The sequence below is a fragment of the Isoptericola halotolerans genome (genome assembly GCF_013149785.1).
Classification (GTDB): domain Bacteria; phylum Actinomycetota; class Actinomycetes; order Actinomycetales; family Cellulomonadaceae; genus Isoptericola; species Isoptericola halotolerans.
The window spans coordinates 779,916-803,353 of the sequence record NZ_JABEZU010000001.1 but is presented as its reverse complement, the minus strand read 5'-3'; the positions used below and the strand labels follow the sequence as shown (position 1 = coordinate 803,353).

Below are 23,438 nucleotides of genomic sequence, written 5' to 3'. Positions count from 1 at the left end.
CCGTCAGCCGAGCCGGGCGAGGAGCGACGTCGCCCGTGCTCTCGGGAGGAACCCGAGCCGGGCGTCCTTGGGGCCGTGCGGCGAGTCGAAGTGCACCTCGCCGGCGAGCTCGAACCCCAGCGCCGCCATCCGGGCGATCGCCGGCCGGTTCCGCACGTCCGGCTCCGCCACGATCCGCCGCGCTCCCGGGCACGCGAAGGCGAACGCCAGCAGGGCGGCGCCGAACACCGTCCAGTCGAGCTCGTCGCTGCCCTTGAAGAAGTGCGCACCGACGTCACCCGGCTCGACGTCGTAGGCCGCCGCGACCGGGTCGTCCTCCGGGTGGTAGAGCTGGACCAGCGCCGCGGGCTCGCCGGCGGCCCGCACGAGGTAGGCGTGGTGCGTGGGCAGCGAGTCGACGAACAGGTACGTGTCGCGCAGCTCGTCCCGGGAGAGGCCGCCGAGCCCGAAGAACCCGGCGTGCGGTCGGTTCACCCAGGCGTGCAGCACGTCGACGTCGGCCACCGGGTCGAGCACGTGCACGGTCGTCCCTGCCCCGTCCCGCCACACCTCCTCGCCTGGTGCGCCCGTCAGCAGTCGGTGGTCCATGCGTCCTCCCACGTCTCCCGGCGCAGCCGCGCCCAGTCGGTCTCGATCTCGTGCGTGCCCGCGCGGGCCCACTCGGCGTGCTGGTCGGCGAAGTGCTCCGAGCGCGGGTCGCCCGACGCCCCGAACGGCACTCCCCACCGGCTGCGGCGACGGTCCGACAGGTCCCACACCCAGCGCGCCACGGATCCTCGCCACGAGGCGGTGGACACCCCGGGCACCGACCCGGTGCAGCACACCGTGTCAGCGGCGCCCCCGACGGGAGCCCGACGGTCGCGCGGCACCCCGGGCACCAGCGCCGGGTCGACGCCCGTCGCCTCGGCCAGCGCGTGCAGCGGCACGACGGGGTGCAGCTCGCCCCACCGCGTGCCCGGCCCGGCGCGCCGTCCTCGTGAGCGCAGCGCCGCGAGGGCGGAGACGAGCGCCTCCTGCGCCACGGCCCGGGCGTCCAGCGGCGGCGACCACGAGCCGGCGGCCGCCAGCAGCTCCTCGAGGACCTGCCCGGTCCGGGCACGGACGTCGAACCACGGTGCCAGGACGGCAGGGGCCGAGGTCGTCTCGTGCAGGGCGGCGAGCGCCGGGTGCTCGGCGAACCGCCGGACCAGCTCGTCGCGCCAGGTGACGAACAGGGCGGCCTCGGGCGAGTCCGCGGTCATCCGGGCACCGGAGGCCGCCCAGCTCCGCAGCCGCTCGGCCGCCGGTCCGACGCCCGCGCCGCTGACCCCGTCGAGCCATCCCACCAGTCCCGCCGCACCGGCGTCCGCGACGTCGCCGTGCACCCGCTCCTGACCCTCCGGCCGGTCACCACCGTCCGGCGGCACGGCCAACAGCTCACGGATCCGGGCCGCCCGGTGCGGTGCGTACACCAGCCCGAGGTCCGGCACCCGTCCGTCCGGGCCGGGTCGCTCGTTGGCATCCACCGCCAGGTCGCCCACCGGCACGGGGGCCGACGGCGCACGCCACGGCGGCGGGCTCCACGCGGACCCGACGGCGTGCGGCAGCACACGCTGCGCCGCACTGCGCTCGGGCACCCTGCCCGCGGTCACGCTGAGCACCGTCCCGTCCGAGTCGGCGGTGAGCACCCTGTTGACGGGCTCCACCCAGCCGGTGAACGCCTCGGCGACGTCGGCGGCGGACCGTGCGCGCTGCAGGGCTCGCCAGGACGCGACGCCGAGGTCCGCCCCCACCCGGACGGGCCAGCGCAGCGCGTGCCGGTCCGTCACGAGCGGGCCACGGGGCGTCTCGACCCAGTCGACCTCGACCGGCTCCCCGGCTCGCACCGGCACCGTCTCGGCACCACGCCGGACGTCCTCGGCGGCCAGCGACCGCGCCGTCTCGGTGAACAGCTCGGTCTGGTGGGCGAGGGCGTTGGTGATGCCCCACGCGACGGACCCGCCGTCGGGCGCCTGCGCCTGGCCGAAGTGCAGCACCCCGGGCACGCCGGGGAAGGCCAGCCCGACCACGTCGTACTCGTCGCAGGCGAGGCGGACCTGCTGGTAGACCCCCGGCAGCTCGAGCAGGCGGTGCGGGTCGCCGGCGAGCAGGGGCAGCCCGCTCGCCGTCCGCCCCCCGGTGAGCACCCAGGCGTTGGACCCCGACCCGGCGGCGTCCTGCGCGCCGGACAGGATCGCGGCGAGCGGGTTCTCGCGACCGAGCACCCGTCGGACCTGCTCGCGCCACAGCAGGTGCGGCCAGGTGCCGAACAGGACGTGGTTGGTCAGGAAGACCCCGAGCGGCATCCAGTCGGGCCAGGGCTCGTGCGCGGGCATCCGGCCGGGCGCGTCGGTGAGCGCCGCGAGCTCGGGGACGTCGCGCCCACCCTCGGACAGCCCCGCGTTCACCCCGGCGGTGTAGGCGGCGAGCCATTCCCGCTCGGGACCGGCCAGCGCCTCGAAGGCCCGCCGCGCGGTGTCGGCCAGCCGCACCCGGACGGCGAACCGGTCCCAGGCGAGCCCGCTCGGCCCGAACCGCGTGGCGAGCCGTCCCTCGGCCCGCCACCGGTCCGACTCGAGCTGCCATCCGCGGTCGCGCGCGGTGACGTACCCCTGCCCGCGGGCGAGGTCCAGCTCGGTGCCGGCCCGCACGTGCGGCACGCCCCAGGTGTCGCGGAAGACCTCGAAGCTCACCGCCGGGCCACCGGGTTCGCCAGCGTGCCCGCGTAGATCAGCGAGCTCGACTGGTCGGCCAGGTCCACCATCTGCAGGGTGTTGCGCAGCTGGAGCCGGTTGAGGCACGAGTGGGCGAACCGCGCCGCGCGCAGGTCGACCCCGGAGTCCAGGTCCGGGTGCTCGGCCTCGTGACGGTCCAGGCACTCACCGACCAGGGCCCAGAACCGGTCCTCGCCCAGCACCCCGTCGACCGCCAGGATGCCGGCGAGGTGCCGCAGCACGCCGTCGAACACGTCGGTGAAGATCGCCAGCGCCGCCTCGGCGTCGTCCACCGGGGAGACGACCCGGGAGACCGGCTCCGGCAGCCCCCGGTCGGACAGCACGGCGACCTCCTCGCCGATGTCCTTCATGAACACCCGCCGCACCACGCCGTCGCGCAGCACGAGCACGAGGTTCTCCCCGTGCGGCATGAAGGCCAGGGCGTGCGCCCGCAGGCCGTGCACCAGCGGGTAGAGGTAGGCGTCCAGGTAGGCACGCACCCAGGCGTCGGCGGAGACCCCCGAGACTCGCACGAGCTCGGTGACCAGCGCCGAACCGGCCGCGTCCCGGTGCAGCAGGGACGCCATCGTCGCCAGCCTCTCCCCCGGCGCCGTGCGCGGCAGCGGGGACTCGCGCCACAGCGCGGCCAGCATCTTGCGGTGCGCGTTGGGGCGGTCGGTGCGGTGGTAGACGTCCCCCGTGTAGCCGACGGAGGCGAGCTCGCGCAGCACCCCGAACCCCGCGGCCTGCAGCGTGCCGTCCCCCTCGACCAGGCGTGCGACCCAGTCGTTGATCGCCGGGGTCGCGCGCATGTAGGCCGGGGACAGCCCGCGCAGGAACCCCATGTTCTGGATGGCGAGGGCCACCTTGACGTAGTGCCTCTCGGGCCGGGTGCGGTTGAACATCGTGCGGATCGACTGCTGCGGGGTGTACTCGTCGGCGCCCTGACCGAGCAGCACCAGGTCGTCCCGGGCGACGTCCGCCGCGAACGTGATCGGCACCCGGTGCTCCGCCTGCCAGGGGTGGACCGGCAGGTAGAGGTAGTCGGCCGGGTCGAGGCCGCGGGCGGCGAGCCGGGCGGCGAACGCCGCACGCTCGGCGCCGCTCAGCTCCGCCTCGTACAGCCCCGCCTCGGACTGGTCGGCCGCGAGCGCCAGGTGGCTGTGCGCACGGCGTGCGGCGAGCCACTGCAGCCGCAACCGGCCGCCGCGCTCCGGGGCGTACCGCTCGTAGTCGGGCAGCGAGAAGCCGATCCGGCCGTTGTTCGCGAGGAACCCCGGGTGCCCCTCGCTCATCGCGGCCTCGACGGCCTGGAAGGACTGCGCCGTCCGACGGCGGTCCTCCGCCGGGTGCTGTGCCGGTTCCTGCGCCTCCGGTCCCGCAGCCTCCGGTGCCGTGAGCCCCGCGACCAGCCGGACGACGTCGGGCGTGACGCCGCTCAGCTCGCGGTCGCGCTTGGCCATGGCGGCAGCCAGCGTGCTCGACAGCTCTTCCAGGTAGGTCGCCAGGAGGTCCTCGGGGATCGCCAGCATCGGCTGCAGGTCGGTGACGAGCTCGAGGACGTCGACCGGGAGGTCCCGGCCGTCGTGTCCCGTGCGGGTGATCGACGCCGGGTCGAGGACCCAGTGCTCCAGGGCGAAGGTGCGCGCGACGAAGGAGTAGGTGACGGCGTCGAGGTCGAGCCGGTAGCCCCGTGGGCGACCCGGGCCCTCCGGCCCGCCGGTGCCGTCGAGCTCCGGGGCGAAGAGCCGCTCGTGCGCGAGCTCGGCGACCGCCTTGGCCACGAGGTGGCGGTGGGCGCGCTCGGCGAGGTCGCCGCGCAGGTGCGGTGCCACGGCGACGCCGTCGCCCAGGGGGGACGCCGCGAAGTCCTGGTGCGTGCACACGCTCAGCGCGGCCGTCTTGGTGAGGCCGCCGTCGGTCACCTCGACCTCGCGCAGGACCCGAAAACCGGCGGCAGCGTTCTTGGCGGCGATCTTCGCGTTCTGCACGTCGGGTTCGACGACGACGCGCGCTCCCCCACGCCCGCCCGCGGCGGTGTCGGCGAGGCAGAAGCGCACGACCGCCGACATCACGGCGTCGGTGAGCCCGGGTCGGCGCGCGTGCCGGTCCTCGGGCGCCGGCGCGACGAGCAGGTGCATGCCGACGTCGCCGGGCTCGGCGTCGTGGACGCCCGTCAGGAGCACCCGGGCCGGGTCGTACGTCTCGACGTAGACGACCGGTTCCCCGTCCAGGCGACCGATCCAGCCCTGCTGGGCGTCGTCCGCGGCCACGGCGGCGAGGTAGTCGTGCACCTCGTCCGGCGACAGGTCGCCCATGTGCCACGCCGCCGACGCCGGGTGGGCCAGCCATCCGTGCACCGCCACGGCGTCGACGGCGGGCACCGCGGAGGCGAACGCCAGGTCGCCCAGGGGGGTCGGGGCGGTGTACGTGCTGGTCGTCAGCACTGCGCTCGCGGTCACCGGGCGACCTCCTGAGCCGTCCCGGCGAGCGCGGCGGGGGCGCCGTCGGGGAGGCCGAACGACTGGAAGGCGATACGCCGCTCGACGGCGTACGGCTCCCGGCCGGTGACCTTCGCCAGGACCACCGCGTTCCGCCACGCGCCGAACCCGAGGTCCGGAGCCGTCACACCGTGCGTGTGCTCCTCCCCGTTGAGGGTGTGCAGGCGGTCGTCGGCGGACACCGAGTAGTCGCGGGTGACGTCGAACCGGCCACGGTCGTCCAGCCGGAGACGATCACGCACCGGATCGAGGAACGCGGGCACCCCGGAGCCGTACCCCGTCGCGGCGACGACGGCGCGCGTGCGGTGCTCGGCCGTCGTGCCGAGCTGGGCGTGCCGCAGGGTCAGGACGTGCTCGCAGGCGCCGTCCTCGGCCCGCTCGGTGCGCGCCGCGACCACCTCGGTGTCGGTGAGCAGCGAGGTGGGGACCTCACGGCCCAGGGCGCTGCGACGGTAGAGCGTGTCGTAGATGTCGTCGACGACGTCACCGCTGATGCCCTTGGAGAGGTGACGCTGCTCGCGGCCGAGGAGGTCGCGCAGCTCGGGGTCCAGGGCGTGGAAGTGGTCGGTGTACTCGGGCGAGGTCATCTCGAGGGTGAGCTTGGTGTACTCCATCGGGAAGAACCGCGGCGAGCGGGTCACCCAGTCCAGCCGGTACCTGCCCGCTTCCTGGAGCAGGTCCCGGTAGATCTCCGCGGCGGACTGCCCGGAACCGACCACCGTCACGGCACCGCTCTCCGTCAGGTCGGCGCGGTGCGGCAGGTAGTCGGCGCTGTGGACCACCGGACCGGCACCCTCGGTGGCGGCCGCGGTCGCCGCGAGCGCCGCCAACGGGGCGGGCAGCCTCGGGGTCGTGCCGACGCCGAGCACGACGTGCCGGGCCCGGTACTTCTCGCGGCGGGGCTCACCCGGTTCGTCGGCGCCGGTCACCTCCGCCGTGACGACGTAGGTGTCGCTCGCCGGATCGTGCTCGACGGCGACGACGCGGCGTCCCCACCGCAGCGTCTCCAGACGGTCCGCGACCCACCGGCAGTACGCGTCGTACTCGGCGCGCAGCGGGTAGAAGGACTCGCGGATGTAGAAGGGGTACAGCCGACCGACCTCCTTGAGATAGGCCAGGAAGGAGTACGGCGAGGTCGGGTCGGCCATCGTCACCAGGTCGGCGAGGAACGGCACCTGGATCGTCGCGCCCTCGATCATCATGCCCGGGTGCCAGCGGAACTCCTGTGCCTGGTCGAGGAACACGGCGTCCACGTCGGCCAGCGGGTCCGCGAGCGCCGCCAGCCCGAGGTTGAACGGCCCGACTCCGATCCCCACGAGGTCGTACGTTCTCATCAGCGGGCCTCCTTCGGGCCGACGGCGTCGCCGGCGTGGCGGGCGAGGTGCGGGTGGACGTCGCGGCAGGGGGGCTCGTGCTCGTCGGCGAGCGCCTGGCCCGCGAGGAGGCCGTGCGCTGCGTCCCGCACCAGGCTCAGCACGCGGCGCACGTCGGCGAGGGTGACGGCAGGGTTGAGCAGGGTGAGCTTCAGGCAGGGGCGGCCGTCGATCACGGTCTTGGCCACGCTGGCGCGACCGGAGTCGAACAGGACGCGACGGACGCGCGCCACGAGGGCGTCCGCCTGCTCGTCGGTGACGCCGTCGGGCTGGTACCGGAAGATCACCGTGGACAGGTCGGTGCCGCTCACCACGTGCAGCTCGGGGTCACGGGCGAGGTCGGCGTGCACGGCGGCGGCGAGGTCGCAGACGGCGTCGACCATCGCGCCGATGCCGTCCGGACCGATCGCGCGCAGCGTCGTCCACAGCTTGAGGGCGTCGAACCGGCGGGTGGTCTGCAGCGACCGGTCCACCTGGTTGACCTCGGCGGAGTCCTCGACAGGGTTGAGGTAGTCGGCGTGCCAGGCGGTCCGGGCCAGGTCCTCGGGCTCCCGGACCAGGACGGCGCTGGCCGAGACCGGCTGGAAGAAGGTCTTGTGGAAGTCGACGGTGACGCTGCGGGCGCGCTCGATGCCGTCGAGGAGGTGACGGCGGGTGCGCGAGACGAGCAGTCCGCCGCCGTAGGCCGCGTCGACGTGCAGCCAGGTGTCGGTGGCGTCGCACAGGTCGGCGACCGGACCGAGGGGGTCGATGGTGCCGCGGTCCGTGGTGCCGGCCGTGGCCACCACCGCCATGACGACGTCGCCGACGCGCTCGGTGGTGGCGAGCGCCCCAGCGAGCGCGTCGGGGTCCATCCGTCCGCTCGCGTCCGTCGCGACCGTGACCACGGCGTCGTCGGCGAGCCCGAGGATCATCGCGGACTTCGCGACGGAGAAGTGGCCGGCTGCGGTGGCCAGGACGCGCAGCCGACCCTGCAGCCCGTGCCGGGCGATCCCGGTGAGACGGTTGCCGTCCGGGCCGGTCAGCGCGCGCTCTCGCGCAGCGAGCAGCGCGTGCAGGTTGGACTGGGTGCCACCGGAGGTGAAGACGCCGTCACCGCCGGCGAAGCCGATGCGCCGGTTCGCCCAGGCGACGAGGCGGCGCTCCATGAGGGTGGCGACGGTGGACTGGTCGTAGGTGTCGACCGAGGTGTTGATGGCGGCGAGCATCGCCTCGGCGCCCACGGCCGGGACGGCCACCGGGCAGTTGAGGTGAGCCGCGTAGGCGGGGTCGTGGAACCAGACGGCGTGGGTGGCGTAGAGCGCGGCGGTCTCGCGCAGCGCGTCCTCGGTGCCCACGCCGGACGAATCGAGGTCGACGCCGTCGACGAGCTCGGCGAGCTCGGTCCGGCTCGCCCCGCTCCACGGCTGGTCGACGGCCGCGAGACGGGCCGCGACGTCGTCGACGACGCGGTGGACCGTGCGGGCGTAGACGCCCGCGGTGCCGCTGTTGAGCAGCGCGTCGGTGCTGGTCAGGGTCACATCGGGCGGAGTGAGAGACACGTCCGGGACTCCTCGGGAGACAAGGGGATGAGGTCAGGCTCGCCTAACTTAGCCTCACCTAAGCCTCAGGTCCACCGACGGCGCCCCTGGGGTGCACGACACGCCGCTGCCGGTTCGCGTCAGACGGCGTGTCGTGCACCCGCAGGGGCGCGGAGGGGGCGTGGTCCTACCGGGTGGGGACGGTCGGGGTGGGCAGGTAGACCTCTCCCCCGGCGGCACGGAACTCCGCCGACTTCGCGGCCATGCCCGCCGCCACCTCGTCCTGCGCCGCGGCCACGATCTCCTGCTGGGCACCGGCGTCACCGAACTCGTCGCGGATGTCCTGCGAGATGCGCATCGAGCAGAACTTCGGCCCGCACATCGAGCAGAAGTGCGCCGCCTTGGCGGCCTCCGCCGGCAACGTCTCGTCGTGGTACTCCTCGGCCAGCTCCGGGTCCAGCGACAGGTTGAACTGGTCGCGCCACCGGAACTCGAAGCGGGCCTTGCTCAGCGCGTCGTCCCGCGCGGTCGCCCCCGGGTGCCCCTTGGCGACGTCGGCCGCGTGCGCCGCGATCTTGTACGTCACCACCCCGGTGCGCACGTCGTCACGGTTCGGCAGACCCAGGTGCTCCTTGGGCGTGACGTAGCAGAGCATCGCCGTGCCGTACCGGGCGATCTCGGTGGCGCCGATCGCCGAGGTGATGTGGTCGTACCCCGGCGCGATGTCGGTCACCAGCGGCCCGAGCGTGTAGAACGGGGCACCGTCGCACAGCTCCTGCTGCCGCTCGACGTTCTCGCGCACCAGGTGCAGCGGGACGTGCCCGGGCCCCTCGACCATCACCTGCACGTCGTGCTTCCAGGCTCGCTTGGTCAGCTCAGCCAACGTGTCCAGCTCGGCGAACTGGGCGGCGTCGTTGGCGTCGGCGATCGACCCCGGGCGCAGCCCGTCACCGAGCGAGAACGCGACGTCGTACCGGGCGAAGATCTCGCAGAGCTCGTCGTAGTGCGTGTACAGGAAGTTCTCCTGGTGGTGCGCCAGGCACCACCCGGCCATGATCGACCCGCCGCGCGAGACGATCCCGGTCACCCGGTTCGCGGTGAGCGGCACGTAGCGCAGCAGCACGCCGGCATGCACCGTCATGTAGTCGACGCCCTGCTCGCACTGCTCGATCACGGTGTCGCGGTAGATCTCCCAGGTCAGGCGCGAGGCGTCGCCGTCGACCTTCTCCAGCGCCTGGTAGATCGGCACCGTCCCGATCGGCACGGGCGCGTTGCGCAGCAGCCACTCACGCGTGGTGTGGATGTCGTCCCCGGTGGACAGGTCCATCACCGTGTCCGCACCCCACTTGGTGGCCCACTGCAGCTTCTCCACCTCCTCCGCGATCGAGGAGTGGACCGCCGAGTTGCCGATGTTCGCGTTGACCTTCACGGTGAACGCCTTGCCGATGATCATCGGCTCGGACTCGGGGTGGTTCACGTTGTTCGGGATGATCGCGCGGCCCGCGGCGACCTCGGACCGCACCAGCTCGACGTCGCACTGCTCGCGGATCGCGACGTAGCGCATCTCCGGGGTGATCTCGCCTCGGCGGGCGTAGTGCATCTGGGTGACCTTGCGGCCCGTCGTGCTGCGGAGCGGCCGACGGCGCGCGCCCTGCCACTCGGCGGACGCGGCCCCCCGACGGGCCGCACCACGGCCGTCGTCGGCGAGGGACCGCTCCCGGCCGGTGTACTCCTCGGTGTCCCCCCGCTCGGCGATCCACGCCGAGCGCAGGTCCGGGATCCCCACGGTGGGGTCCCCGCCCGGGCCGTCGGTGCGGTAGATCCGCACCGGGGGGTTGGCCGAGCCGTCAGGGGCGTCGGCCAGGGTGATCTCGGTGACCGGGACGACGATCCCGGTCTTGGTGTCGCGCTCGAAGGCGAGCGCGCGCGACGGTGCGTCGTGCGACATGTGTACTCCATCTTCCTACGCCGGCATGACCCGGTCAGGTTCGACGGTCCGGGCCGCGTCAGCCCGATCTCAGCCCCTGCGTGAGGCTCCCGTGGGATCACCTGCAACGTAGCACGGCGCACCGTCGCGCTGCTCAGGGGGCCGGCGTCGTCACCTGCGTCCGCGCAGGCCACCGACCTGGAGCGGGTTGGCCCCGGCTGCGGCCATGAGGTACCACGCGGTGGCACCCGTGTGCTGGACCTGGAAGTACCCGAAACCGAACCCGGTGTCGACGAGGCTGGTCGCGGCGACCACGCCGGAGCGCGCGGGCAGGGCCCGACCACCGACCGTCTGGTCGGCCCCGAGCAGCTCCTGCGTGCGGCGCAGCTCGACCAGCAGCCGGTCGGCACGGCCCTGGTCGTGACGACCACGCCCCCGGTCGGTCAGGGCGCAGGCCAGCTGAGCCGTCCCTTCCAGCCACACGGCGTCCGGATGGGCCGGGACGCCCTCGTACGACGCGGTCGTGGTCAGGCTGGCGCTCGAGAACGTCACGCCGGAGATCGACACGCCGTCGGGCAGCTGGGAGAGCCCCCGGCCGCCGACGTCGCGGGCCGCGAGGTCCGAGGCGACCCAGTCGACGGCTCGCCCGTAGCGGTTCTCCCGCAGGGCGAGCCATCCCCAGGTCGCCGGGTCCAGCGGCAGCGGGTCGGTGTTGATCTCCTCGCCGTCGTTGGTGCCGGTGTAGAAGTACCCCCCACGGTGGTCCCACATGCGGTCGACGAACTGCCGGGCGTGCCGCTCTGCCGTCCGCCACCGCCGGCCGCCGGCCAGCGCGTCGAGCTGGCGGAAGAACGCCACGCAGTCGACGTTGTGCTCGGTCGAGCCGTTGGGGATCGGGGCGTTGCCGCCGTCGACACCGAAGGAGAACCCTCCCAGCGGCCGGGTCGACCAGGCGTTGTCGAGGATCCACTCACCGATGCGCACCGCAGCGTCCCGGTAGCGCCGGTCGCCGGTCGCCTCGTAGGTGTGCAGCAGGGCGATCCCCGGCCAGGCCATGTCCCCGACCGCCGTCCCGAGGAACCCGAACTGCCAGCCGATGTTGGCGGTGCCGTCCGGGAGCTCGAGACCGTACGGCTGCGGGTTGCCGTCGTAGAACGTGTACGGGCCGGCGTTGTACGCCTGGCGGAGCCGACCGTCGTCGTGGGCCGGGTCGTGCTCCTGGGCGAAGACCAGGCCGTCGGCCAGGACCTTCGCCCGCTCGACGCGCCCTCCCGCCAGGGAGGCGCAGATCATCAGCGCGACGTCGTAGACGAACGCGGTCGAGAACAGGCCGAGCTGGTCGGCGTAGGACTGGGCCAGGCGGGGACCCGGGTTCACCGCGGGATAGGCGTCGGTCATCGCGCCGAGGAACCCGTGGGCGCGGCGCACGGAGCCCGACGGCGCCGCGGCACCACCACCGCTCGGGTGCAGTCGGGTTCCTGCGGCCCACGCCTCGGCCCCGGTGGCGAGGGTCAGCGCCCCGGCGGCGCCGGCGACGAGCAGGCCGCGCCGGGAGATCCCGGTGCGATCGGCTTCACCAGGGGCCGCGGCAGACGGCAGAGGCATGGCAGGTCGGGACATGAGCATCTCCTTCGATGGTCTGCGCTCCCGCCGTCGGGAGTGCTACCAGCGACAAGTTACTCGTGTCACCTGCGATTGGGAAGGGCCGGCTCCGCGGGGAGGAAGAATCGTCAGGCGAGGCGGACGACGGCCTGGGCGCGGCCCAGGACCTTGGCACCGTCGTGCACGACCGCGAGGTCGACACGAACCGTCCCGGCCTCGGCGTCCACGGCACCGACCGTGGCGGTGACCTCGACGACGGCGGCACCGCGGGAGGGCACCGGCACCGGCTTGGTGAAACGCGTGCCGTACCGCACGATCGCGCCGGGGTCGCCCGCCCAGTCCTCGACGACAGCGATCACGGAGCCCATCGTGCACATGCCGTGGGCGATCACTCCGGGAAGCCCGACCTCGGTGGCGAACTCCTCGTTCCAGTGGATGGGGTTGAAGTCCCCGCTGGCGCCCGCGTACCGCACCAGAGCAGCCCGGTCGAGCTCGATCGACCGGGTGGCGACGACGTCACCGGCCGAGAGCGATGCCAGGTCGGGCCTCTGCGTGGCCATCAGGCGTCCTCCCCACGGACGACGAGGCTGGAGGTCACCGTGGCGACGTGCTCGCCCGGGGCGCCCTCGGGGGACGCCGCGTGGATCTCGCAGCGCGTCGTGACCATCGAGATGCTGGAGCGCTGGGTCACCGCGTCCACGTGCAGGATCGTCACGAGCTCGTCGCCCGCGACGATCGGACGGTGGTGCGTGAACTGCTCGTCCGCATGCACCACGCGGGAGAAGTCGATCCCGGCCGCCGGGTCGGCGACGTACTGGGACTCGGCACGCTGGGCGACGACGACCGCGAAGGTCGGCGGCGCCACCAGGTCCGGATAGCCAAGACCCCGCGCCGCCACAAGATCGTGGTGGGCGGGGTGCTGGGAACCGACAGCGGTGGCGAACTCGCGGATCTTCTCGCGCCCCACGGAGTACGGTGCGGTGACCGGGTACTCACGACCGGCGAAGCCGGCGTCGGGCAGGGTGCTCGCCACGTCGCTGTCGAGGACGAGCCGCGTCAGCGGGTCTCGCGGTGCGACGTGTGCTTGGCGCAACGCGGGCAGAACTTCGCCATCTCGAGACGGTCCGGGTTGTTGCGCCGGTTCTTCTTGGTGATGTAGTTCCGCTCCTTGCAGTCCACGCAGGCGAGCGTGATCTTCGGGCGGACGTCCGCGCTCTTGGAAGCCATGGTGTGTCACCTCTCGCGCCCCCGGAAGGCGCAACGTGCGTCAAGGAACTGGGTGGTTCGACGCCGGCCGTCGAACCGTGTGTGCCGTGTGGATGGTAGCGAGGGCGGGGCTCGAACCCGCGACCTCACGATTATGAGTCGTGCGCTCTGACCAGCTGAGCTACCCCGCCGCGCGTGACTCATCGCGAGACCATCCACCCGGTATACCGGGTGGCGGCCCCGCGACATGTCACAGAGCCCCGAAAGGGATTCGAACCCTTGACCTTCTCCTTACCATGGAGATGCTCTACCGACTGAGCTATCGGGGCGCGGAGGAAACATTACACGGCCATCGCGGTCCGGACGAAATCCGGAGCTCGACGCCGCTCGTGCACCTCCACAGTGCCGGAACCGCCTCACCGGGGTGAGACACGCTCCGAGCGGTGGCAGGTGAGGGATTCGAACCCCCGAAGTCGATGACGGCTGATTTACAGTCAGCTCCCTTTGGCCGCTCGGGCAACCTGCCGAGCAAGGCCGCGGACGGCCTTGCGGAGACAACCATAGCGGCCCGGCGCCCGCTGCGGAAATCCGTTCACCGTGGCCCTTGTCACCCGACCGCATATCCTGCGCAGGTGACGAGCACCCCCACCCCGCCCCCAGCCCGATGGGGCCTCTCGCTGGGCCTGGGGGCGTACCTCCTGTGGGGCGCGATGCCCCTGTACTTCCCGCTCCTGGAGCCCGCGGGCGCCCTGGAGATCATCGCCCACCGTGTCGTGTGGTCGCTCGTGTTCTGCCTCGTGCTGCTGGCCGCGACCCGCACGCTGTCCCGCTTCACCGCGGTCTTCCGGCAGCCACGCACCCTCGGCGTGCTCGCCGTCGCGGCGGTCCTCATCGTCACCAACTGGGTGACCTACGTCTACGCCGTCCTGAGCAACCACGTGCTCGACGCCGCGCTCGGCTACTACATCAACCCGCTCGTCACCGTCCTGCTCGGCGTCGTCGCGCTGCGTGAGCGGTTGCGGCCGGCCCAGTGGGTCGCCCTCGGCTTCGGCGCGGCCGCGGTCGCCGTGATCTCCACCGGTGTGGGCGGCCTACCCTGGATCTCCCTCGTCCTGGCGTTCTCGTTCGGGTCCTACTCGCTGATGAAGAACCGCGCCGGACGGTCGGTCGACGCCCTGCCCGGGCTCGCCGTCGAGACGACGCTCGCCACACCGTTCGCGCTCGCCTACCTCGCCTGGCTGACCGCCACCGGGGTCTCCACCTTCGGCCAGGAGGGAGCCGGGCACGCGCTGCTGCTCGTCTCCGCCGGCGTGGTCACGGGCGTGCCGCTGCTGCTGTTCGGCGCCGCCGCACGGCGCCTGCCGCTGTCCGTGGTGGGGATGCTGCAGTACCTCACGCCCACGCTGCAGTTCCTGGTCGGGCTGCTCGTGTTCGGCGAGCACATGTCGCCTACCCGCTGGATCGGCTTCGGGCTGGTGTGGGTCGCGCTGGTGGTGCTCACCGTGGACGGCACGCAGGCGGCCCGTGCAACGCGTCTGGCCGCCGCCGCGGGTGCGACGGCGGCCAGACGGGCGGGCTGAGCGTACGGGGGCGCGGAGGCGTCAGCCCGCCGTGCCCTGCCAGTCGCCGTTGAGGTTGAGGTTCTGGTCGATGGTCGCCACCAGATCCTGCGTGACGACCTCCTGGGAGCCGGACAGCTGCACGAGCGACGGGATGCCGTTGCCGTCCACGAGCGCCCAGACCACCGCGACGTACTTCTGGCCGCCCGAGTCGTACGTGTACGAGGTGTTGGCGCGGCCCTCGTCGTCACGCAGCGTCGTCACCGGTGCGTAGTTCTCGTCGGTGACGCCCTGGCCCTCGACCTGGCTGATGAACCAGTCGACCGCCCCGTCGGCGGTCATCTCCGCCCCGCCGGGCATGAACCCGATCCGACCGGCGACGCCGCCCTCGGCGTTCGAGAGCTGGTGGACGTAGGACCAGCCGTCGGCGTCGCCCAGCGACTCCCAGTTGGCCGGGACACGGGCCGCGACGTGCTCGGCGTGGATGGTCGCGAGCTCGGTCGCGGACACCGGTGCGTCACCCGCGGCCTCGGCTCCCTCGTCGGCCTGCCCGGCGTCCGCGGCGCCCTCGTCGCCCGCGGCGTCGGGCTCGTCGGTCGCCGGCTCCTCCGTCTCGGTGGACTCGGACGTCTCGGCGTCCTCGCCGACCTTCTCGATCTCACCGACCTCGAACGAGCACGCGGCCAGCGACGGGGCCACGACGAGCGCGGTGAGCGCCGCGGCCAGACGACGGCGGCTTCTGATGTGATGCATGAAAATCCTCAGGTCGTGTCGGGTCAGTTCTCGCGAGCGGATCGGCGCCCTACTTCTCGAACAGCCGGGCGCCGAACCAGTCGAACCGTGGGCGCCAGCCGTGGTTGCGGAGCAGGGTGAGCACCGGGACCTTCGCGTCGGACGGTCGGATCGACACTGCACCCTCCCACGAGGTCCGCGTCTCCCCCGAGCTCGCCACGTGCACCTGGCCGTCGGCACCCTCGGCGATCGTCATGTTGAGACGACCGGCCGTCTTGCCACGGTGCCACGTCCAGCTCGCCCGCGAGGACGCCCCTCCGGGACCGACGACGGTGCGGGAGTCCGCCGTGCCGGAGTACTCGACGAAGGTGTACCGGGACCGCACCGGATCGAGGTCGACCTCCATGCGCCAGGCGTAGGCGACCTTGCCCTTGACGAACAGGGTCTGCCAACGCATCTCCTCGGACTTCCACCGCACCTCGAGCCGCACGCGGCCGTCGGCGCCCCGCTGCGCCTCGAGCAGATAGGGAAGGCCGTCGGAGTTCAGTGCGAGCAGCTCACCGACCACCCGGTCGACGGACGACGGCGCGCCCGGGGTCGCGACAGCGACGTCCGCCACCTCGGCCACCTCCCGGCGTTCCGCCAGCGCCCGCGCCCCACGCCTCGCCATCCACACGACACGAGCGACCACCACGACGAAGAACGCCGCGATGATCGTGATGCCGAGAGCGACCCGGCCCGAGACGATCGCCCACGCCCCGAGAGGGATGATCACGTAGCCCGAGAAGAAGATCACCCGGCGGCTGATCACGGCGAAGCGATCAGCTCCGGTCGGTGAGCCGTCCTGCGCGCCCGTCTCGCTCATCGGCCGACCAGGGCGATGCTGTCCTGGATGGCGCGCACCGCGGGCCAGACGTCCGGCGCCTGCGGTCCGGCGCACGTCCCGGTGACCTCGAGGGCATCCCGGACGCCATCGTGCTCGATCACGGCGATCCGGAGCGCCTGGGCGATGGTGCCCGTCTCCTCCGTGGACCAGGCGCCTTCGATCCGCGCCGCCGGGACGCCGGCCAGCGTCGTCTTCATCCGGCCGACCTCCTCGTACCCCGGTGTGGCCTCGAGTCGCTTCACCGCGTCGGCGATCACGTCGTCTGCGGTCTGGTCCGGGTGGAGGCGCTGCATGATGACCAGGACGTTGGGCCTGAACTCGCCCTCCGGACGCTGCTGGACGATCGCGAGCTGGGAACCCGGGACCCGCCGGGGCTCCCACCCGTCGGGGCAGTCCATGGTGATCTCCGGGAAGCCCGGGAAGTCCTCGCTCGGGTAAGAGACGGTAGTCATGTGTCCATCCAATCAGTCGGTGCCATGCCCGGTCACCACCATCCGCCGGTGATGCCGTCGACGAACCCGCCGACCGCATCCCCGGCACCGCCGACGAGATCGCCGCCGAAGTCAGAGATCGCCGAGACCGTGTCGGCCGGCGACCACTCCAGCGAGACGTCGAACCCGGCACCGATGCCCAGTGCCGCGCCCAGCTCCAGGTCCAGGCTCACGCTGTCCATGCCGAAGTTCACGTCCGCGCCGGCCGTGAAGCCCACCCCCGCGTAGACGTTGGCACTGCCCCCGGCGGTGACGCCCGCGGCCGTGACCGACCCGTCCACACCCGCCTCGGCGCCCGCGAAGGCGTCGACGCCGGCGCTCATCCCGAGACCGTGCGGGCCCAGCGAGGCCCCGGCGTTCGCCTCGGCACGCCCCCCGACGAACGCCTCGGCAGAGCCCTGCGCGCCGAAGTGGTCCCCGTAGCCGACCTCACCGCTCGCACTCGCACTCGCCCCGGCGTTGACCCCCACGGAGCCCTCGGCCACCAGACCGTTCTCCGAGAGGCTGACCTCGCCAGAGGCGTCGTAGCCGGCCCCCGCGGCGACTCCGGCCTCGCCGGACCCGTGGAACCCGTCCTCGGACCCGAACTCTCCGTCCACGCCCGCCTGGTAGCCCGCGAACCCGCCGGTCTCGCCCTCGGCGAACGTGTGGTTGATGTTGCCCTTCTCCGACGCGGTCGCCGCGCTCTCGCCGTCGGGTGACGGCGTGAAGACGCCGTTCTCGTAGGTGCCGCTGACACCGTCGGGGTTGTACTGCGGACCACGATGCGTGTTGTAGCCGTCCGTCCAGCTGTGCCCAGGATCGCTGGTGTCCGTCGGTGACTTCGTCGGGTCGGATCCGGGCGACGCGAGCGGGTTGCCGCCGTCGTCGTCGGATCCTCCGGAACCGGAACCACCGTTGCCGTTGCCGTTGCCGCCACCGGTGCCACCGCCACCGCTAGGACCGCCAGGACCGCCACCGGAGCCGGTGTCGTCCGAGGTGCGCTCCTGGTCGTCGGCGTTCTCCCGGACCTTCGACGCGACGTCGCGCAGCAGGTCTGCGGTGTTCCGCAGTCGGACGATGTGGGTGTCCCCCCACTCGGCGCGGAAACCGTCACCGTCCGGGCCTTCCCAGCCCTCGGGCCCCGGAATGGCGCCCTCCACCGTTGCCACGACCGCGTCCAGGGCGTCACCGCCCTCCGCGATCTTGTCAGCGAGCTGGCGCAGCGCCTCGATATCGGCGCCGTACATCCCTCCGCCCACAGCTCCTCCTCCTGACCCGCGCACCCGGGATCGACCTCAGTTCTCTGGCCCCACGGACGAGAGGTGCGGCACCGCCGGCACCGCACCCCTCACCAGCCCCCGTCCGGGGGCAGACCTCCCGCTCAGTAAGCGGTCGAGGTGTTCTCCTGCTGCGTGGCGTTGTTGTCCGCCGTCGTGGCGTAACCATCCAGCGCCGCCGCGATCTCGTTCAGCTTCGCCGCGTGCGTCCCGTCCCACTCGTCCTGGAACTGCACCGCGTCCGGACCGTTCCACTCCGTCTGCGACATCTGGTTCGTGATCGTCGTCACCGACGTCCGCACGACCTCCGCCTGGTCCCGCAGAACCCCAGCCAGGCTCCGGACCGCCTCGATGTCAAGACCGAAGACGTTGCCACCCTCTGCAACCATGCCATGCTCCTTCACTCAAGGGCCGCCCCCTGCGGGACAACCACGTCATCGCTTCAACACCACGAACTCAACCAGAGCCCGTGACCACAAGGAATGGGGAGCACTCCCCATGCGCCGGCCACGGCTCAGCGGTCGCCGCCCGCACGCCGTGCGCGGTCGGCCCGGCGCCGCAGCTCTCGACGCTCCAGCGCCCGGTAGACGGCGTCGTACCCCGCGACCACCCACGCGACGATCGCGAGGATCCCCGCGATCGTCGCGACCGGGACGACGTCGACCGCGGCACAGACCACGGCCAGAGCGGTCAGCACCAGACCGGTGCCGAGGCTCCACCTCCCCAGCGCGCCCACGGCGAGCAGACCTCTCGCTCAGTAAGCGGTCGAGGTGTTCTCCTGCTGCGTGGCGTTGTTGTCCGCCGTGGTGGCGTAACCATCCAGCGCCGCCGCGATCTCGTTCAGCTTCGCCGCGTGCGTCCCGTCCCACTCGTCCTGGAACTGCACCGCGTCCGGACCGTTCCACTCCGTCTGCGACATCTGGTTCGTGATCGTCGTCACCGACGTCCGCACGACCTCCGCCTGGTCCCGCAGAACCCCGGCCAGGCTCCGGACCGCCTCGATGTCAAGACCGAAGACGTTGCCACCCTCTGCAACCATGCCATGCTCCTTCACTCAAGGGCCGCCCCCTGCGGGACAACCACCTCATCGCTTCAACACCACGAACTCAACCAGAGCCCGTGACCACAAGGAATGGGGAGCACTCCCCATCCCGTCCGTCGCTGCGCCGGATCACTCCGGCAGGGCGACGTGGATCTTGGAGGCTCGGCCGGCCGTGATGAGGAATCCCCGCCCGGGCGGGAAGTCCTTGCGGCGCATGCGGCCGAGCCCGGTGTTCATCAGGACGTCGCCGTCCGTGTCCCCCGGGGTGAGCAGGATGCCGTTGCGACCGGACTTGAACGGCCCCGCCAGGGTGAAGGCCTTCGACCAGGTCGACGTCTCCGACTCCCCGACCACGAGCTGTTCCTTGCGGACCGCGAGCTTGACGAACGCCTCCAGCGGCTTCTCCGCCGGCGTGCCCGTCAGCTCCGTGTAGTTCTCGATCATCACGGTCAGCCGGCCCGGCGGGACCCGGTCCTCCTGCAGCGCCGTGGTGAGCTCCTTGAGAAGCTCCACCACGGCTTCGGGGTCGGACGCCTGCTCGTCCCACAGGTCCAGCGCACCCAGGCTCGACCGGCGCGACGACAGGTACACCAGGCGGGTGCGCCCCGCCCGCCGCAACGTCGTCGCGAGGGTGACGAACGCCGTCGTGCGTCCGGACCCCGGAGGCCCGGCCAGCATGAACGGCGAACGCATCGGCAGGCCGACCGGGGCGAGGTCCAGGTCGCGCAGCCCGACGGTCGCGAGGTCCCCCACCGTCGGCGGCAGCGCGTCGAGCGTGAAGCTGTCGGGCAGCCGGGCCACCCCGGGCGCCCGCGGCGCACCCATCCGCCGCATCGTCTGCTCGAGCCGCGCCAGCTCGCGCGACTGCACGGCCCCGTTCGACTCGCCCCCCAGCACGGCGATCTGCGCCTCCTGCCCGTACATGATCGCGCGGCCCGGCGGCGAGGCCGGGCTCAGCACGTCACGGGGGACGTTGAGCATCAGGTAGTCGTCCTCGCGGGCGAGGCGGTGGACGATCCGCTTCTGCACCGTCGAGGTCAACGACGGCGGCACCGAGACCGCGCGGTCGCCCGACATCACGAGATGGATACCCACCGGACGCCCGTCCGTCGCGAGCTGGGTGAACGCGCCGAAGATCGAGAAGCCGCGGACCGACGACACCTCGTAGGAGTCGCGGAAGTTCCCGATCCCGTCGACCATCACGAAGATCCGTGGTTCGTCGGGCCGGTCCGCGATCCGCCGGTACTCGTCGATGGTGCTCGCCCGCACCTCCGCGTAGCGGGCGGACCGCTCGTCGAGCAGCTCCGTCAGGCGGCGCATGAGGCGCGTGATCCGCTCCTCGTCGTCGCCGGAGATGACGGCACCGACGTGCGGCAGGTTCTCGAGCATCGACAGGCCGCCGGAGCCGCAGTCGATGCCGTACACCTGCGTCGGTCCGCCACGCGCCGTGAGACCCGCCGAGACGGCGACGGTGCGCAACGTCGTGCTCTTGCCCGTACCACCGGCGCCGTAGACGGCGAGGTTGCCGTCCGCGTCCGGCTCGTAGTGCACCGTGGGCTGCGCCTGGGCGTGCGGGTCGTCCAGGACGCCCACGAGCAGCCGGGCGTCCGTGCGCGGGTTCGGCAGCAGCGCGAGGTCGTACGTGGCGGCCAGCTCCTCGAGCCACGGCTTGCGGGGGGCCGGCACCCCGGCGCTGGTGGCCGCCTGCCGGATCGTCGCCACCATCCTCGAGATGTCGTTCGGGCCCGGGTCCCCGGCCTCCGGAAGCTCCGGGGCCGGCATCTCCCACCGGCGACCCGTGCCGAAGTCCAGCTCTTCGACCTCGACCTGCGTCGGGTCCGGCTCGTCACGGGTCCACCCACCGGCGTACCCGGTCTGGAACGTGGTGATGCGTCCCGGCCCGGTCTTGGCCGCACCACGGCCGGGGATCGACGGGGAGAAGTGCGCCGCCATCTCGTCGTCGAGCACGTCCTTGGAGTCGGACTCGTCGGCCATGCGCAGCGCGATCCGCAGGTTGGTGTTCGCGCGCAGGTTGTCCTTGATGACACCGGCAGGACGCTGGGTCGCCAGGATCAGGTGCAGGCCGAGCGAGCGTCCTCGCTGAGCGACGTCGACCACCCCGTCGACGAACTCGGGGACCTCGCCCACGAGCGCCGCGAACTCGTCCACCACGATGATCAGGCTGGGCGGCGCCTCCGGGTCCCCGGTCTTCTCCAGGGAGGCGAGGTCCTTCGCCTTCTTGCGGTTGAGCAGGTGCTCGCGGTGGTGCAGCTCGGCACGCAAGGAGGACAGCGCGCGTCGCACGAGGTGCGGGGACAGGTCCGTCACCAGACCGACCGTGTGCGGCAGGTCCACGCAGTCGGCGAAGGCGGCGCCGCCCTTGTAGTCCACGAAGAGGAACGTGACGCGGTCCGGGCTGTGCGCCGCCGCCATCCCGAGCACCCAGGACTGGAGGAACTCCGACTTGCCCGCACCGGTGGTCCCACCCACCAGTGCGTGCGGGCCCTGGGTGCGCAGGTCGAGGTAGAACTCCTCGACCCCGTTGTGGCCGACCAGCGCCCTCAGGTTCGTCGGGCTCTTGCGGCGGACGGGCGCCGACCCGTCACGCGGCGTGAGCGACAGGTTCTCCCGCCACCGCTCGACGACGCCGGCCGCGTCCGAGCCGAGGTCGGTCCCGGCCAGCGCCAGGTAGGACACCGCGCGGGGCAGGTCCGACTCGTCCTCCACCGGTGCGCCGACGTCGACCACGGGCGACAGGATCCGCGCCACCTCGTGGGCGGTCGCCAGGTCCGCGGTCTCGCAGGAGACCGGGTACGTCAGCCGTCCGTAGTGCACCTCGCCGGTCATCCCGTTCTCGTCACGGGACTGCGGGTCGAGCAGCACGAAGGTCCGGCAGGCCGCCGGGAGCTGTTCCACGGTCGGGGCGACCCACACCACGTGCACGTTCGCCGCCGGGCCCCGCTCGGCGAGTCGGACGAGCCGCGACCGGTCGAGGGGGGCGTCGTCCTCGACCAGGACGACGACGGCGGGCAGCACGGGCTTCGGCGCACGGTCCTCCCGGTCCTTCTCCGCGTCGCGCTCCCCCTCGAACGGCGGAGGGCCGTCGAGCACGCCACCGCGCGACTCGATGAGACCCTCCAGACGGGCGAGCAGCGACGCACCACGCCCGGGGTCGCTCGCCAGGTGGTCGGAGGCTCCGAGCGGGCTGTGCGGCGACCCGGTGTGGGGCACCCACTGCAGCCACTCCCAGTCCTCGCGGGACCGGTGCGACGTGAGGGCGGTGACGACCATCTCGGCCGGGGAGTGCAGGGCGACGAGCTGCAGCAGCGCCGCCCGCGCGACCGACTCCACCGGTCCGCTGGGTCCGGCAAGCCCGACGTTCCCCCCGTAGCGCAGGGCGGCGACCGTGGGGACGTCATCGATGACCGAGCACCGTTCCTGCAGGTCCAGCACCATCTCCCAGTGCTCCGGGAGGGCTTCGTTCTCGCGCGGCTGGGCGAACTTCGTCCGCGCGGGGGCGCTGCCCATGCCGAGCCGGAGGGTCAGGAACCCTCGGTGCTCGGGACGGTGGGTCCACATCAGTCCGCCGAGCCGCCGCACGGCGTCGATGGCCTCCGCGAGCGCCGGCGCCTCGGAACGCCGGACCGCGCGCTCCACCGCGTGCGTCTTGGTGATCCGCTCCCGGGTCGCCGCGACGGACTCCTCGAACAGGCGCGTGGCCTCCTCGAACTCCTTCTTCGCGTTGTGCTTGCGGTCGAGGTACATCGCGACCATGATCATCGGGCTCATGAACATGAACACGAGCATCCGGGGGTTCTGGAAGATCCACCAGAGCACCAGGCCCATGATGGCGGGCACCATCATGGGCAGCCACGGCAACCCGCGCGGGGTCTTCGGGCGCGGCGGCTTGGGCGACGCGATCTCCGTCTCCGCGAACCGGGCGACCACGCGAGGTGACCGGTTGAACTCGACCACCGGGCTGGTGGGGACCAGGCTGGTCGACCGGTGCAGGCTCACGACGGACACGACGCTGCCGCCCACCGTCACGGTGTCGGACGACGTCAGCGCCGACCGCGTCATCCGCTGGCCGCCCATCACGAGCCCGTTCGCGGAGTCCAGGTCGTGGATCTCGACCTGCTCGCCCACGACGATCCGGGCGTGGCGCTTCGAGACCTGCGGGTCCTGGAGCCGGACGTCCATGTCCCGGTCGCGACCGAGGTAGGACGTGCCGACGGGCAGGTGGAACTCCCGGCCGGCGTCGGGCCCCTCCAGCACCCGCAGCACCGCCACGGCGGCACCGCGCTCCTGCCCCGGGTGGACGAACTGCTCCGAGACCCGCACGATCGACACGGCCGAGCCGGAGCGCAGCCCGGCCTGCACGAGGTCGCTGGTCGGCGTGAGCACCCGGCCCGCGGTGACGTTACGCTGCGCCGAGCTGTCACCCAGCACCTGCAGCGTGAGGTTGTCCGGGGCCGCTGCGCCGTGACGGGTCGGGTCGGCGGAGAAGAGCACCTCGGCGACGTCGCGGACCGTGGCGGTGGCGTCGGCGGTGACGGCCACGTTGACGGCGGACTCGTCGGGCCGGCTCAGGGTCAGCTTGATGCGCAC

General features: G+C 72.5%; 19 protein-coding genes, 3 tRNA genes and 1 riboswitch. Of the genes, 1 reads left to right on the top strand and 21 read right to left on the bottom strand.

The window, feature by feature from the left end; translation table 11 throughout:
- Positions 1-3: 3 nt before the first annotated feature.
- From HDG69_RS03790 to HDG69_RS03730, 13 genes are all read right to left on the bottom strand, one after another.
- A complete protein-coding gene (locus HDG69_RS03790; protein WP_171782419.1) occupies positions 4-588 on the bottom strand; it encodes a GNAT family N-acetyltransferase in 585 nt (194 codons plus the stop codon).
- Positions 570-2,711, bottom strand: a complete 2,142-nt coding sequence (locus HDG69_RS03785; RefSeq protein ID WP_171782418.1) for a penicillin acylase family protein — start codon at positions 2,709-2,711, stop codon at positions 570-572. The genes HDG69_RS03790 and HDG69_RS03785 overlap by 19 nt, the downstream gene beginning before the upstream one ends.
- On the bottom strand, positions 2,708-5,194 hold the full coding sequence (locus tag HDG69_RS03780) for a GNAT family N-acetyltransferase (RefSeq protein ID WP_171782417.1): 2,487 nt from the start codon (positions 5,192-5,194) through the stop codon (positions 2,708-2,710). The genes HDG69_RS03785 and HDG69_RS03780 overlap by 4 nt, the downstream gene beginning before the upstream one ends.
- Positions 5,191-6,567 (bottom strand): lysine N(6)-hydroxylase/L-ornithine N(5)-oxygenase family protein, encoded by a 1,377-nt coding sequence (locus HDG69_RS03775; protein WP_171782416.1) that lies wholly within the window; start codon positions 6,565-6,567, stop codon positions 5,191-5,193. The genes HDG69_RS03780 and HDG69_RS03775 overlap by 4 nt, the downstream gene beginning before the upstream one ends.
- Positions 6,567-8,126 carry a pyridoxal-dependent decarboxylase gene (locus HDG69_RS03770; RefSeq protein WP_171782415.1) on the bottom strand — a complete coding sequence of 520 codons (1,560 nt, stop codon included), beginning with the start codon at positions 8,124-8,126 and terminating at the stop codon, positions 6,567-6,569. The genes HDG69_RS03775 and HDG69_RS03770 overlap by 1 nt, the downstream gene beginning before the upstream one ends.
- 187 nt (positions 8,127-8,313) lie before the next feature.
- Positions 8,314-10,074: a phosphomethylpyrimidine synthase ThiC gene (gene thiC, locus HDG69_RS03765; protein WP_171782414.1), complete on the bottom strand. Its 1,761-nt coding sequence runs from the start codon at positions 10,072-10,074 to the stop codon at positions 8,314-8,316.
- Positions 10,070-10,177, bottom strand: a riboswitch (TPP riboswitch). Its footprint overlaps the gene before it by 5 nt.
- Positions 10,178-10,224: 47 nt before the next feature.
- Complete coding sequence (locus tag HDG69_RS03760; protein WP_216645142.1) at positions 10,225-11,673, bottom strand: Tat pathway signal sequence domain protein; 1,449 nt, start codon at positions 11,671-11,673, stop codon at positions 10,225-10,227.
- 110 nt (positions 11,674-11,783) lie between these two features.
- Positions 11,784-12,215: a MaoC family dehydratase gene (locus HDG69_RS03755; RefSeq protein WP_171782413.1), complete on the bottom strand. Its 432-nt coding sequence runs from the start codon at positions 12,213-12,215 to the stop codon at positions 11,784-11,786.
- Entirely contained in the window at positions 12,215-12,688 is a 474-nt protein-coding gene (locus HDG69_RS03750) for an FAS1-like dehydratase domain-containing protein (RefSeq protein ID WP_425484007.1), read from the bottom strand. Before HDG69_RS03750 ends, HDG69_RS03755 begins: the two co-directional genes overlap by 1 nt.
- Before the next feature lie 23 nt (positions 12,689-12,711).
- A complete protein-coding gene (gene rpmG / locus HDG69_RS03745) occupies positions 12,712-12,882 on the bottom strand; it encodes a 50S ribosomal protein L33 (RefSeq protein WP_171782412.1) in 171 nt (56 codons plus the stop codon).
- A gap of 93 nt (positions 12,883-12,975) precedes the next feature.
- A tRNA-Met gene (locus HDG69_RS03740) sits at positions 12,976-13,052 on the bottom strand.
- 65 nt (positions 13,053-13,117) lie between these two features.
- A tRNA-Thr gene (locus tag HDG69_RS03735) sits at positions 13,118-13,190 on the bottom strand.
- A 115-nt stretch (positions 13,191-13,305) separates the two neighbouring features.
- Positions 13,306-13,387, bottom strand: a tRNA-Tyr gene (locus tag HDG69_RS03730).
- A 106-nt stretch (positions 13,388-13,493) separates the two neighbouring features.
- On the opposite strand from HDG69_RS03730, the gene rarD reads away from it, so the two are divergent.
- A complete protein-coding gene (gene rarD / locus HDG69_RS03725; protein WP_171782411.1) occupies positions 13,494-14,441 on the top strand; it encodes an EamA family transporter RarD in 948 nt (315 codons plus the stop codon).
- Positions 14,442-14,462: 21 nt separating this feature from the next.
- Here the strand turns inward: rarD and HDG69_RS03720 are convergent, their stop codons facing one another.
- The 8 genes from HDG69_RS03720 to HDG69_RS03685 form a co-directional block, all read right to left on the bottom strand.
- Positions 14,463-15,173, bottom strand: coding sequence for a hypothetical protein (locus tag HDG69_RS03720; protein WP_171782410.1), 711 nt, complete (start codon positions 15,171-15,173; stop codon positions 14,463-14,465).
- Positions 15,174-15,222: 49 nt separating this feature from the next.
- The gene (locus HDG69_RS03715; RefSeq protein WP_171782409.1) at positions 15,223-16,017 is read right to left on the bottom strand and encodes a hypothetical protein; all 795 of its coding nucleotides are present in this window, start codon (positions 16,015-16,017) and stop codon (positions 15,223-15,225) included.
- Positions 16,014-16,490: an LpqN/LpqT family lipoprotein gene (locus HDG69_RS03710; RefSeq protein ID WP_171782408.1), complete on the bottom strand. Its 477-nt coding sequence runs from the start codon at positions 16,488-16,490 to the stop codon at positions 16,014-16,016. The genes HDG69_RS03715 and HDG69_RS03710 overlap by 4 nt, the downstream gene beginning before the upstream one ends.
- Positions 16,491-16,522: 32 nt before the next feature.
- Positions 16,523-17,770: a WXG100 family type VII secretion target gene (locus tag HDG69_RS03705; protein ID WP_171782407.1), complete on the bottom strand. Its 1,248-nt coding sequence runs from the start codon at positions 17,768-17,770 to the stop codon at positions 16,523-16,525.
- 122 nt (positions 17,771-17,892) lie between these two features.
- Positions 17,893-18,177: a WXG100 family type VII secretion target gene (locus HDG69_RS03700; RefSeq protein ID WP_171782405.1), complete on the bottom strand. Its 285-nt coding sequence runs from the start codon at positions 18,175-18,177 to the stop codon at positions 17,893-17,895.
- Between the two features lie 125 nt (positions 18,178-18,302).
- Positions 18,303-18,524, bottom strand: a complete 222-nt coding sequence (locus HDG69_RS03695) for a hypothetical protein (RefSeq protein ID WP_171782406.1) — start codon at positions 18,522-18,524, stop codon at positions 18,303-18,305.
- 18 nt (positions 18,525-18,542) lie between these two features.
- The gene (locus HDG69_RS03690; RefSeq protein WP_171782405.1) at positions 18,543-18,827 is read right to left on the bottom strand and encodes a WXG100 family type VII secretion target; all 285 of its coding nucleotides are present in this window, start codon (positions 18,825-18,827) and stop codon (positions 18,543-18,545) included.
- Between the two features lie 132 nt (positions 18,828-18,959).
- Positions 18,960-23,438, bottom strand: a complete 4,479-nt coding sequence (locus HDG69_RS03685; RefSeq protein ID WP_171782404.1) for an FtsK/SpoIIIE domain-containing protein — start codon at positions 23,436-23,438, stop codon at positions 18,960-18,962.